Here is a 12,741-nt window from a genome sequence, read left to right on the forward strand (position 1 = left end):
GGCCTGCGCCATCCGGAAAATAGCTTGATGTCCGTTTCATTCCAGACCGGAACGGACGGACCTGATGGCCAGTGGAGTGACCGGAAGCAGGGGCGCGGGCGGCCGCCCCGGATTCCTGGCGGAGCTCAAGGACGCCGTCAACGGCCGCACCGCGCTGCTCGTGATCGCGGTGCTCGGGCTGCAGCTGGGCTTCATCGTGTCCTACATCGGCGCGCTGCATCACCCGTACCCGTACAAGGCGTCGATCGGCGTCGTCGCCCCGCCGCAGGCGAGCGCGCAGGTCGTCGCGGGCCTCAACGGGCTGCCCGACCACGTTCTCGACGCCAGGCCCGTCGCCGACGAGGCGACCGCCGTCCAGCAGATCAAGGACCAGAAGCTGTACACCGCCCTGGTCGTGAACCCGGCAGGCACCCGGGACACGCTGCTGGTCGCCAACGCCTCCGGCCCCGCGCTGGCGACCGCGGTCACGCAGATCGTCACGCAGGCCGAGGCGCAGCAGGGCCGCACGGTCGCGGTCAAGGACGTCGTGCCGCTGGCGCCGGGCGACGCGGAGGGGCTCTCGTCCTTCTATCTCGCGGTCGGCTGGTGCGTGGGCGGCTATCTGGTGGCCTCGCTGCTCGGCATCAGTGCGGGCACGCGCCCGGCGAACGTCCCGCGCGCGATCATTCGGCTTGGCTCGCTCCTGCTGTTCTCGATCGCGGCCGGCCTCGGCGGGGCGCTGATCGCGGGACCGATCCTCGACGCGCTGCCCGGGAGCGTCGTCGCGTTGTGGGGCGTCGGCACCATGGTGGTGTTCGGCGTGGGCGCGGTGACCATGGCCCTGGAATGCTTCTTCGACGTCATCGGCATCGGCGTCGCGGTGCTGCTCTTCGTCATCCTGGGCAACCCGAGCGCGGGCGGGGTCTTCCCGCCGCCGCTGATGCCGCCCTTCTGGCGCGCGATCGGCCCCTGGCTGCCCAACGGAGCGGGCACGGGCCTCAATCGCTCGATCGCCTACTTCCACGGCTCGGACGTCCTCCGCCCGCTGCTGGTCCTCTCGGCGTGGATCGTGGTCGGCGTCGGCCTCACCCTGCTCGCCTCCGCCCTCCGCAGGGGCGCCGGCCGCCCCGACCTCCACGTCGCGCCGTCCCCGGCGCCGTCCGGGGCAGCGGACTCCGCGCGCGACGCGACCTGACGCGGGCACGGGCGCAAAGCCGCTGACGGGCGCAAAGCCACGGACGGGCGCAAAGCCGCTGACGGGCGGACGGTCCTGCTGCTGCAGGACCGTCCGCCCGTCAGGTGGGGGTGTCTCCCGGCCCGGGGCCGGGAAGATTCGACCGAGACGACCGCTACTTGTGCCCGATGAGGTAGAACCCGTACCCCACCGCGCCCGCGCACAGCGCGAAGCTGAGGACGGCGGCGCTCAGGGATGCGGCGGCCGCGCCTCCCGTGGTGCGCTCGCGGCGCGACAGCGCGGACATGCCGAGGCAGAACGCGGCGACCACGGCGACGGTGATGAGGACGCTGGCGCCGAACGTGCTGCCGAGCGCGGACCAGTTGATGTTCATCGTGCTGCTCCTCAGGCCGCGACGGGCGCGGTCGGGGCCGCCGGGAGGGACGGCTCGGCGGGCTGGGGGACGATCTCGTGCGCCACGACGTTGGCCGCGTCGACCTTCTGGCGGCGCGACAGGACGAAGATGGTCGCCGCCACGCCCGCGCCGATCAGGCCGAGCGCGATCTCGCCCCATGCGCCCTGGTCGGCCAGCAGCACGCCGAGACCGCCGACGAGGCCCGCGGCCGGGAGGGTGAGCAGCCATGCGTAGGCCATGCGGCGGGCCGTGGACCAGTGCACGACGCCGCCGGCGCGGCCCTTGCCGGCGCCCATGATGCCGCCGGAGCAGACGTGGGTGGTGGACAGGCCGAAGCCCATGTGCGAGGAGGTCAGGATGACCGTGGCCGCCGCGCTCTGCGCGGTCAGGCCCTGGGCGGGCTCGATCTCGGAGATGCCGGTGCCCATGGTGCGGATGATGCGCCAGCCGCCGACGTAGGTGCCCAGCGCCATGGCGAGACCGGCGGCCAGGATGACCCACAGCGGCGGGTTGGAGCCAGGGGCCAGCGAACCGGCGGTGATCAGGGTCAGCGTGATGACGCCCATCGTCTTCTGGCCGTCGCTGGTGCCGTGCGCGACGGAGACCAGCATCGCGGAGGCGATCTGCCCGGCCTTGAAGCCCCTGGTGTTCACCTTCTCGTCACCCTTGCGGGTCATCCGGTAGGCGATCTTGGTGGCGGCCAAGGCGGCCACGCCTGCGACGACCGGGGAGGCGACGGCCGGGATGATGATCTTCGTCATCACCACGTCGAAGTGGACGCCGTGGGTGCCGACGGCGAACAGCGTCGCACCGATCAGGCCGCCGTACAGGGCGTGCGAGGAGCTGGACGGGATGCCGCGCAACCAGGTGACGAGGTTCCAGACGATGGCGCCGATCAGGGCCGCGAAGACGATCTGCGGCTTGAGTCCGGCCTTCTCGTCGAGGATGCCGCCGGAGATGGTCTTGGCGACGGCGACCGACAGGAAGGCGCCCGCGAGGTTCAGCACCGCGGAGATCGCGACGGCGAGCTTGGGCCGCAGCGCTCCGGTGGCGATCGAGGTGGCCATCGAGTTGGCCGTGTCGTGGAAGCCGTTGGTGAAGTCGAAGGCGAGAGCCGTGATCACTACGGCGGTCACCAGGAACGATACGTGTTCCATGCCCAAACAATCGTCTCAGCGGAGGCGTGCACGGCGGTCGCCGCGATCGTGACCGTAGGGAGCCCGAGTGAACGGAAGGTTAACTACGAACCGATTTGGGATTGATGGGGGAGCGGAAACATGACAAAGGGGCCACAAGCCGACGTCCGACGACGTGGTCCGCCCTTGCGGCGATTGGGCCCCCTCGTTCACGGCGCGTTCGTCTCTTCCTGTCGTGAGTGGTGCGTCACATTCACGCCCGCGCGGTGCCCTGGGCGTCCGGGTGTGAGTGCTCTCAGAATCAGCCGGAACGCACGGTGCGTACTGCCGAGTTCCGACGGGGCGTGGGAGGATCACCCGTGCACGCACCGGGGGGTGTGCTTTCGGGGTGTTCGGGGTGTTCGGGGTCGCCGCGGGGAGCGGCGCGGGACGAAGGGGCTGGGGCGAGTGCTGAGCATCGGCGGCATGGAACGGCGTCCGTGGTTGCGCGGGGTCCTGCGCTGCGGACTGATGCTCGCGGCGGCATCGCTCGCGGTGCTGCCGGCCGCCGGGACGGCGTCCGCGACGCCCGGCGGCGGCAGCGGAAGCGCGGTCGGCGCCGGCTCGATCACCGGGCAGGCCGGGCTCGCCAACCTGAGCCAGGCCGAGAAGGCGCTGCTGCCGATCCTGACCCGCCTGCACAGCCTCTACCAGCAGGTGGAGGCGGCCACTCAGCAGTACGACTCGCTCACCGAGCAGCTGAGCCAGGCCCAGACGAACGTCATGGAGATCGACGTCCAGGTGACCGACGCGAGGACCCAGGTCGCCGCCGGCACCGAACTGGCCGGCGAGTTCGCCTCGCAGCAGTACCGCGACGGGGGCCTCTCCCAACTCGCCCAGATCGTCTTCGCCGACGACCCGGACGCCGCCATCCACGGCAAGGAGCTGCTGGACGCGGCGGCCCGCTCCCAGGCGGACCTCCTGCACCAGCTCGCCGACGACCAGGCCGCGCTGACCCTCTCGGAGACCGCGGCCAAGGCCGCCCAGACTCGGGTCGCCCAGCTCGTCGCCGCGCAGGGCAAGCAGAAGGACACCGTCAACAAGGAGCTCACCGGCCTCGAACAGCTCGTCAGCGGGCTGACCGGGGCGCAGCGGGACCTGCTGTCGCAGCTGGAGCAGAAGGAGGCGAACGCGGCGCAGCTCGCGCTGCTGGCCTCCGGCGTGCTGGGCAAGGGCGGCGAGAAGCCGTCCTCGGCCGGAGCCGCCGCGGTGGCCTTCGCCTTCGCGCAGCTCGGCAAGCCGTACGTCTGGGGCGGTGACGGGCCCAAGGTCTTCGACTGCTCCGGCCTCACCTCGCAGGCCTGGCTGGCCGCCGGCGTCCCGATCCCGCGCACCAGCCAGGAGCAGTGGGCCCAGCTCACCCACATCCCGCTGGACCAGCTGCGCCCGGGCGACCTGATCCTCTACTTCCAGGGCGCCACGCACGTCGCGATCTACATCGGCGGCGGCATGGTCATCCAGGCCCCGCACCCCGGCGCGTTCGTGGACATCGCGCCGATCGCCCAGAACCCGATCCTGGGCGCGGTGCGCCCGGACCCCCAGGACTCCTCGCTCGGCAGCTACAACCCGCCCGCGCCTCCGACGGGTTCGCAGAACCCCCAGCCGATCGGCCCGACGCTGCCGCCGGCTCCCAAGCCGACGCCCAAGCCCACGCCGAAGCCGACCCCGTCCCCGACGACCGGGCCCACGAAGTCGCCGTCGCCCACGCCGACGCCGAGCCCGAGCGGCTCGTCCTCCGGCAGCCCCTCCCCGGGCCCGACCCCGTCGGTGACGCCGTCGACCTCGGCGACGGCCTCGGTCTCGCCCTCGGCGGTGTCGTCCGCGACGGCGAGCACGAAGGTCTCGCTGAGCCCGAAGCCGTAGGGCTTCGGGCCCGGCGCGGCCACGACCGGCTGCTACGCCTGCGTCTGCTCCTGCTCCTGCTCCTTCTCGAGGCGGATCACGACCGACTTGGACGTCGGGGTGTTGCTCGTCTCCGCCGTGCTGTCCAGCGGGACCAGCACGTTGGTCTCCGGGTAGTACGCGGCGGCGCAGCCGCGGGTCGTCGGGTAGAGCACCACACGGAAGTGCGGCGCCCGGCGCTCGGCGCCGTCGCGCCACTCGCCGACCAGGTCGACGTAGTCGCCTTCCGCCAGGCCGAGGGCAGCCGCGTCCTCGGGGTTCAGCAGGATCACTCGGCGGCCGCCGGTGATGCCGCGGTAGCGGTCGTCGAGGCCGTAGACCGTGGTGTTGTACTGGTCGTGCGAGCGCAGCGTCTGGAGCAGCAGGCGGCCCTCCGGCACCTCGGGGGCCGTCATCGCGTTGACGGTGAAGTTCGCCTTGCCCGTCGCGGTCGGGAACGCCCGCTTGTCGCGCGGCCCGTGGGGGAGGGCGAAGCCGCCGGGCGCCTTGATCTTCGCGTTGTAGTCCTCGAAGCCCGGGATGACGCGCGCGATGCGGTCGCGGATGTTGCTGTAGGAGGCGTTGAAGTCCTCCCACGGCACGGTGTTCTTCGGGCCGAGGGTGCGCCGCGCCAGTTTGCAGACGATCGCGACCTCGGACAGCACGTCCGCGGCCGGCGGCTTCAGGGCACCGCGCGAGGCGTGCACCATGCCCATCGAGTCCTCGACGGTGACCTCCTGCGGGCCGGAGGCCTGGCGGTCGAGGTCGGTGCGGCCGAGCGTCGGCAGGATCAGCGCGCGGGCACCGGTGACCACGTGCGAGCGGTTGAGCTTGGTCGAGACGTGGACGGTGAGCCGGCAGTTGCGCATGGCCGCCTCGGTGACGTCCGTGTCCGGCGACGCGGCCACGAAGTTGCCGCCCATCGCGAAGAAGACCCGCACCTTGCCGTCGCGCATGCCGCGGATGGAGTCGACCACGTCCAGGCCGTGCTCGCGCGGCGGATCGAAGCGGAACTCCCTGCCGAGGGAGTCCAGGAACGCGGCGGCGGGGCGCTCGAAGATGCCCATGGTGCGGTCGCCCTGCACGTTGCTGTGGCCGCGCACGGGGCAGACGCCGGCGCCCGCCTTGCCCACGTTGCCGCGAAGCAGCAGGAAGTTGACGACCTCGCGGATGGTGGGCACGGAGTGCCGGTGCTGGGTCAGGCCCATCGCCCAGCAGACGATGATCTTCTCGGACCTGAGCACCAGCTGGGACAGCTCCAGGATCTGGCTGTCCGGGAGGCCGGTCGCGGCGTGCACGTCGGCCCAGTCGGTCTGCTTGGCCTCGGCGGCGAACTCCTCGAAGCCGGCGCAGTGCTCCTCGATGAACGCCCGGTCCAGGACCGTGCCGGGAGCCTTCTCCTCGGCCTCCAGCAGCAGCAGGTTGAGCGCGCGGAAGAGCGCGAGGTCGCCGCCCAGACGGATCTGCAGGAACAGGTCGGTCAGCTTGGTGCCCAGGCCGACCAGGCCCCGGGCGTTCTGCGGGTTCTTGAACCGCTCAAGCCCCGCCTCCGGCAGCGGGTTCACGCTGACGATCGTCGCCCCGGCGCGCTTGGCGCGCTCCAGCGCCGAGAGCATGCGCGGGTGGTTGGTGCCCGGGTTCTGCCCGGCGACGATGATCAGGTCGGCCTGGTAGAGGTCCTTGAGGTGGACGCTGCCCTTGCCGACGCCGAGCGTCTCCACCAGGGCTGAGCCGGACGACTCGTGGCACATGTTGGAGCAGTCCGGCAGGTTGTTGGTGCCGAGCTGGCGGGCGAAGAGCTGGTAGGCGAAGGCCGCCTCGTTGGAGGTGCGGCCGGAGGTGTAGAAGACGGCCTGGTTCGGGTCGTCCATCGCCTTCAGCTCGTCGGCGACGAGCTGAAGCGCGTCGTCCCAGGAGAGGGGCGTGTAGTGGGTGGCGCCCTCGTCCAGCAGCATGGGCGTCGTCAGACGGCCCTGCTGGCCCAGCCAGTAGCCGCTGCGCTCGGCGAGCTCCGCGACGGAGTGCTCGGCGAAGAACTCCGGTCCGACCCGGCGCAGGGTCGCCTCCTCGGCGACGGCCTTGGCGCCGTTCTCGCAGAACTCGGCGGTGTGGGTGTGCTCCGGCTCCGGCCAGGCGCAGCCGGGGCAGTCGAAGCCGTTCGGCTGGTTGAGCTTCAGCAGCGTCTTCACCGCGCGCGGCAGACCCATCTGCGCTGCGGCGATCTGCGTGGTGTGCCTCAGTGCGGGCACGCCCGCGGCGGCGTGCGCGGGCGCGCCGGTCGTGGGCGCGTCCTGCACCGGGTCCGTGACGGGAGCCTTGCGCGCCATGCGCCTCACCTTTCCTTCGCTGTCGTCGATGCCGTGTCGACCCGGACATCTTTCCACCCCGCCGCAAGGGGAGTGAATGGGCCCATTCAGACAGTCCCGGTGCCGCCCGCAGCCGTTTGCTACTCGTCCGTATCGCGGGCGCCCCATGGTCCCGACCGGTTGTCACCTGCTAGAAACGGATCTCCTTCTCTCCAGCGACGGTGGGCGACCGGACCGTCCCGATCGCAAGGTGGGTGTGCAGGTGCGATTCCTGCGTGTAGGACCGGCGGGCTCCGAGCGACCCGCGCTGCTGCTGACCGCGGACGCGGAGGCCGCGCACGACCTGTCGGCGGTGACGTCCGACATCGACGGCGCGTTCCTCGCCTCGCTGACGCCCGAACGCCGGGCGGAGCTCGTCGCGCGCGCGGCCGCGGGCGGGTTCACGCTGCTGCCGCTGGCAGGCGCCCGCGTCGGCGCGCCCGTGGCGCGCCCCGGCAAGGTCGTCTGCATCGGCCTCAACTACCGTGACCACGCCGAGGAGACGGGCCAGGCGATCCCGGCCGAGCCGGTCGTCTTCATGAAGGCCAGCGACACCGTGGTCGGCCCCTACGACGAGGTCCTCGTCCCGCGCGGCAGCGCGAAGACCGACTGGGAGGTCGAACTCGCCGTCGTCATCGGCGCCCGAGCCCGCTACCTCGCCTCCCCGGCGGACGCGGACGCGGTGATCGCGGGCTACGCGATCAGCAACGACGTCTCCGAGCGGGAGTGGCAGCTGGAGCGCGGCGGAACCTGGGACAAGGGCAAGTCCTGCGAGACCTTCAACCCCCTCGGCCCCTGGCTCGTCACCGCGGACGAGGTCCCCGACCCGCAGGCCCTCGGCCTGCGCCTCCGGGTCAACGGCGAGGTCCGCCAGCACGGCTCCACGGCGAACATGATCTTCGACGTCCGCCATGTGGTCTGGTACCTCAGTCAGTTCATGGTCCTGGAGCCGGGCGACATCGTGAACACCGGCACCCCGGCCGGCGTCGCCATGGGCACCCCGGGCCAGCCGTGGCTCCAGCCGGGCGACGTCATGGACCTGGAGATCGACGGCCTGGGCAGCCAGAAGCTGCCGGTGGGCAAGGCGTAGCCCCTCCCGTCAGCCACGCTCCCGCATGCAGTTGCACTCACCTCAGGGTGGCGGCAGGGTCGCGGGGGGAACTGCGCGACAGCCACCGTGCGTGGTGAGTCGCCGAGCGCGCAGGGCCATCCGAGAGGGTGGTTACTCGCGCGGTTCCCCGCGCCCCCGGGTAGTGCGACTACATCTCGGAGAGCAACAATCCGCCCAGGCCCTCGATGAGCTTGGCGCCCGGTCCGACGCCGTCGTAGTGCGCGAGCAGCCGCCTCAGTACCGCCGCGCTCTGCGCGTCGTGGAGGGCGGTGACCGCGAACATCGCCACGAACTGGTCCACCAGCCAGTCCCGCAGGGACTCCACGTCGCCGACGTCGCCCTCGTCGAGGGAGGTCAGCGCGGTGGCCTCGACGACCGCGATCCAGGAGCGGACCAGCAGGCCCAGGCGCGGCCCGGGGTCGGCGACCTCGAGGTGCTGGACGATGCTGCGGAACGCCGCCCGCCTGACCTCGTCGACCATCGCCGTCGTGCGGTGGGTCTCCACCGCTGAGCCGCCGCGCAGCAGCGCGCCGTAACCGGCCGCGTGCTCGTGGACGAAGGAGAGATAGCGATCCAGCGCGTGCGCCAGGCGTTCCGTGGGGGAGCCCTCCGACGGCTCCACGAACCGGCTGATCAGCTCGCTGGCCGCGCTCTTCAGTGCGGCCTCGTACAACTGCTGCTTCCCGCCGGGGAAGTAGCGGTAGACCAGCGGCCGCGAGGCCTCCGCCGCGGCGGCGACGTCGTCGAGGGAGACCTCCTCCGGTGCGTGGCGGCTGAACAGCTCCAGGGCCACCGCGATCAACTGCTCGCGGCGCTGTTCGACCGGCAGCCGCCGGTACGGTCCGCGGCGCGCGCGGGGCGCAGCCGGCGTGGGGGCCGCAGGGTTCTCGTCGACGGTCGCTCGGGTCGTCACCCGCTCACCCTACGCCGTCGAGGTCCCCCCGGAGCAGGCCGAAGTCCTTCGTCCCGCAGGCGGAACACCTCCTTCGAGCGGTCTGCGATCTGATCGTTCCTGGCGAGCGGCAAGATCCAGGCAGAATGGCGCCATGGAACGCGTCGCGCGGGTCGCCCGCCACGTCTGGCGTTACATCTGTGCGGCGCCCGGCACCTACCTGTGGCTGCTGTTCCTGGGCCTGAACACGATCGCGCTGACTCGGATGCCGCCCCGCTACCGGCACTGGTGGCTCGAGACGCACAGCACCAACCTGGCCGAGCTGAGCCACCATCCGATCAAAGTCCTGATCAGCAGCGCCTTCTGGACGCAGACGCCGAGCTTCCTGTTCTGGTTCGTGGTGTTCAACATCTTCCTGGTGCCGGTGGAGCGGCGGCTCGGCACCGCCCGCTGGCTCGCCGTCGTCGCCCTCGCGCACGTCGGGGCGACGCTGATCAGCGAGGGGACGGTGCGGCTGCTCATCGACGCCGGGCTGGACTCGCGCCGGGAGGTGTTCGTGCTGGACATCGGGGTCAGCTACGGGGTGTCCGGCGGGGTCGGCGTGCTGGTGTGGCTGATCGACCGGCCGTGGCGCTGGTGGTACTTGGGCGTCACCGCCGCCTTCTTCGTCGTGCTGCTCGCCTCCGGCACCGACTACACCAACCTCGGGCACCTCTGCGCCTACCTGATCGGCCTGGCCTGCAAGCCGTTGACCAGGGGCTGGGCGGAGCACGGGATCGATCCCGCCGAGGTCGCCCGGCGGGTCCGGCAACGGGTGGGCAAAAGTCAGGGTTAGCACCCCTCTCCGTGGTGCAAGATGCTCGCATGGCAGACTCCCTCACCCCGCGCCGGATCGCCGACGACTACGTCGATGCGATGGCCCGGCAGAATCCCGCCGTTGCCGCCTCCCTCGGCCTGTATCCGGACGACCGGCGTCAGCCCGACCTGTCCCCCGCCGGTTTCGACGCCGAGGCCGAGCTCGCACGCACGGCGCTCGCCGCGCTCGACGCGCTGCCGGCCGAGGCCCTCGACGACCGGGCCGAGGCCGCCTGCGCCCGGCTGCTGCGCGAGCGCCTCACCGCCGAGCTCGTCGTGCACGACGCGGGCGACCACTTCCGCTCGCTGAACAACATCGCCTCGCCGATCCACATGGTCCGCGCGATCTTCACGATGACGCCGAGCGACACCGAGGCCGACTGGGAGCTGCTTGTCGGCCGGATGGCGAACACGGCCGAGGCCGTCCGCGGCTACCAGCAGACCCTCGCCGAGGGCCTGAGCCGCGGTCTGGTCAGCGGTCCGCGCCAGGTGAGCACGGTGATCGAGCAGTTGGCCGCCTGGTTCGAGGACGAGGACAGCTGGTACCGCGGCTTCGCCGCCGACTGCCCCGAGGCGCAGCGCCCGGCCCTGGACGCCGCCGCCGAGCCGGCCGCCGCCGCGATCACCGAGTTCCGCACCTTCCTGCGCGACACGTACGCGCCCGCCGCCGCCGACCGGCCTGACACCGCCGGACGCGAGCTCTACCTGCGCTCCGCCCGCCTGCACACCGGCGCCGACCTGGACCTCGACGAGGCCTACAGCTGGGCGTGGACGGAGTTCCACCGCCTCGAGGCCGAGATCCGGGCCGAGGCGGAGAAGGTCAAGCCCGGCGCGACGCCGCAGGAGGCCATCGAGTACCTGGAGACCTCAGGCCACGCGGTCGAGGGCGTCGAGGAGATCCGCGCCTGGCTCCAGGCCATCATGGACGAGGCCATCGAGGCTCTCGACGGCACCCACTTCGACATCCGCGGCAAGATCCGCCGCGTCGAGTCGCGCATCGCCCCCGCGGGCAGCGCCGCCGCGCCGTACTACACCGAGCCGAGCCTGGACTTCTCCCGTCCCGGCCGCACCTGGCTGCCGACGCTCGGCCGTGACACCTTCCCGACCTGGCAGCTCGTCAGCACCTGGTACCACGAGGGCGTTCCCGGCCACCACCTGCAGCTCGCCTCCTGGGTCGCCGCCGCGGACCAGCTCTCCACGTACCAGGTCACCCTCGGCGGCGTCAGCGCCAACCTCGAGGGCTGGGCGCTGTACGCGGAGCGGCTGATGGACGAGCTCGGCTTCTTCGGCGACCCGGGCCGCCGGCTCGGCTTCCTGGACGAGCAGATGCTGCGCACCATCCGCGTCATCATCGACATCGGCATGCACCTCGGCCTCACCATCCCGGCCGACTCCCCGTTCCGCCCCGGCGAGACCTGGGACGCGGAGCTGGCCACGGAGTTCTTCGCGGCCTACAGCGGCAGCCCGGCGGAGATGCGCGAGAGCGAGATCACCCGCTATCTCGGCTGGCCGGGCCAGGCCATCGGCTACAAGCTCGGCGAGCGCGCCTGGCGCGCCGGCCGCGAGGCGGCCAAGGCCGCGGCGGAGTCCCGGGGCGAGGAGTTCGACCTCAAGGCCTGGCACATGAAGGCCCTGGCCCAGGGCAGCTTCGGCCTCGACGACCTGATCGCCGAGCTGACGGTGCTGTAGCGCTGCGCGAGGCCGAGCTGCCGGGGCGCCCCGCACCACTCAGGGGCGTGGGGCCCTGGCGACACGGGGCCCCACCCCTCGCCTGAGGCTCCGTCGCCCGGGCGCCCGCACGACCCAGGGGGCGAGGCTCTGCCGATGTGCGGCACCTCCCCGGCCTTCGGCCGGGAGGTACCCCCAGCGCGGGCGCCGCAAGCCGCCCCGGGTGGTGAGCCGCCGAACGGGCAGGGCTGCCCCCGGCCGGTGGTCGCCCGCGCAGTTCCTCGCGCCCCTGGGCGACGGCTTCTCGTGTGTCGGAGACCCCACCGGATACGGTGGGGTCTCCGGCGACCTGAGGGGGTCTCGTGGAGCGGGAAACCGTCGCGGAGTCACGGCTGGACTCCGTCACCGTCTACGCCTTTGGCGCGTTGTGCCGGCGGCGGGTGGTCGTGGACGCGCGGGGCGCGGGGGCGACCCGACTGCGGGTCAGCGGTCTGCCGCTCGTGGCGGACGCCGCGTCCCTGCGTGCGCGTGCCCTCACCCCGGGGTTCCGGGTGACGGACGTGCGGCGGGAGGTGCGGGCCGAGCCGCAGACGCCCGAGCGCCTCGCCGAGCTGAAGCAGGCCGTCGACGCCGCCGAGGGGGCTTACGACGCGGCGTACGCGCGGCGGGAACGGCTGGCCGTGCGGGTCGACGCGACAGCGTCCCTGCGTGCGGCGCCGCCCGCGCCACGCCGCGGGGATCCGCCGCGGCCCGCGCCGGTCGAGGCGTTCCTCGCGCTGGCCGAGTTCGTCGACACGCGGCTCGCCGTCCTGCACGGGCGTCTGCTCGACGCGGAGGACGCGGTCACCCGCGCCTCGCACGCGCTGGACCTCGCCCGCCACCGTCTCGCCGAGGCAGGAAGCGCGCTGCCGACCGAGACCACCCGCACCACCGCCGACGCCGTGCTGACCCTCACCATCGACGAAGCGGCCGCCGAGCCGGGCGAGTTGGAGCTGGAGCTCGAGTACGTCGTGCCGGGGGCGACCTGGTTCCCCTCGTACCAGCTGCGGCTGTCCCGCTCCGCCGACGCCGCCGCGGGCGCTCTCGCCCTGCGGGCGAGCGTCGCGCAGCGCACCGGGGAGGACTGGACGGGCGTGCGGCTCAGCTTGTCCACAGCGGACCTGCTGCGGCGCACCTCCCTGCCCGAGCTGCGGTCGATCCGCCTGGGCCGTCGGCAGGAGGATGCCGCCCCGGCGCCGTTGTGGCG

At 72.3% G+C, this 12,741-nt stretch carries 10 protein-coding genes; 6 read left to right on the forward strand and 4 right to left on the reverse strand.

The window, feature by feature from the left end; genetic code table 11:
• Positions 1–64: 64 nt before the first annotated feature.
• Positions 65–1,174: a membrane protein gene (locus TR48_RS07790; RefSeq protein WP_042365161.1), complete on the forward strand. Its 1,110-nt coding sequence runs from the start codon at positions 65–67 to the stop codon at positions 1,172–1,174.
• Between the two features lie 154 nt (positions 1,175–1,328).
• Here the strand turns inward: TR48_RS07790 and TR48_RS45265 are convergent, their stop codons facing one another.
• A complete protein-coding gene (locus TR48_RS45265; protein ID WP_042365162.1) occupies positions 1,329–1,547 on the reverse strand; it encodes a hypothetical protein in 219 nt (72 codons plus the stop codon).
• Positions 1,548–1,558: 11 nt separating this feature from the next.
• A complete protein-coding gene (locus TR48_RS07800) occupies positions 1,559–2,725 on the reverse strand; it encodes an inorganic phosphate transporter (protein ID WP_042365163.1) in 1,167 nt (388 codons plus the stop codon).
• Between the two features lie 444 nt (positions 2,726–3,169).
• Here TR48_RS07800 and TR48_RS07805 point away from each other — a divergent pair, with 444 nt between their 5' ends.
• Complete coding sequence (locus tag TR48_RS07805) at positions 3,170–4,606, forward strand: C40 family peptidase (RefSeq protein ID WP_152627843.1); 1,437 nt, start codon at positions 3,170–3,172, stop codon at positions 4,604–4,606.
• 32 nt (positions 4,607–4,638) lie between these two features.
• Here TR48_RS07805 and TR48_RS07810 read toward each other — a convergent pair whose 3' ends face one another.
• A complete protein-coding gene (locus tag TR48_RS07810; protein WP_042365164.1) occupies positions 4,639–6,951 on the reverse strand; it encodes an FdhF/YdeP family oxidoreductase in 2,313 nt (770 codons plus the stop codon).
• Between the two features lie 241 nt (positions 6,952–7,192).
• On the opposite strand from TR48_RS07810, the gene TR48_RS07815 reads away from it, so the two are divergent.
• Positions 7,193–8,059 carry a fumarylacetoacetate hydrolase family protein gene (locus TR48_RS07815; RefSeq protein WP_042365216.1) on the forward strand — a complete coding sequence of 289 codons (867 nt, stop codon included), beginning with the start codon at positions 7,193–7,195 and terminating at the stop codon, positions 8,057–8,059.
• Positions 8,060–8,228: 169 nt separating this feature from the next.
• Here the strand turns inward: TR48_RS07815 and TR48_RS07820 are convergent, their stop codons facing one another.
• Positions 8,229–8,993 carry a TetR/AcrR family transcriptional regulator gene (locus TR48_RS07820; RefSeq protein ID WP_042365165.1) on the reverse strand — a complete coding sequence of 255 codons (765 nt, stop codon included), beginning with the start codon at positions 8,991–8,993 and terminating at the stop codon, positions 8,229–8,231.
• 133 nt (positions 8,994–9,126) lie between these two features.
• On the opposite strand from TR48_RS07820, the gene TR48_RS07825 reads away from it, so the two are divergent.
• The 3 genes from TR48_RS07825 to TR48_RS07835 form a co-directional block, all read left to right on the forward strand.
• Entirely contained in the window at positions 9,127–9,807 is a 681-nt protein-coding gene (locus tag TR48_RS07825; RefSeq protein WP_042365166.1) for a rhomboid-like protein, read from the forward strand.
• 29 nt (positions 9,808–9,836) lie between these two features.
• Entirely contained in the window at positions 9,837–11,516 is a 1,680-nt protein-coding gene (locus tag TR48_RS07830; protein ID WP_042365167.1) for a DUF885 domain-containing protein, read from the forward strand.
• A gap of 341 nt (positions 11,517–11,857) precedes the next feature.
• On the forward strand, positions 11,858–12,741 hold an 884-nt coding region (locus TR48_RS07835; protein WP_042365168.1), incomplete at its 3' end, for a DUF4139 domain-containing protein.

Source organism: Streptacidiphilus neutrinimicus, from assembly GCF_000787815.1.
GTDB classification, from domain to species: Bacteria; Actinomycetota; Actinomycetes; order Streptomycetales; family Streptomycetaceae; genus Streptacidiphilus; species Streptacidiphilus neutrinimicus.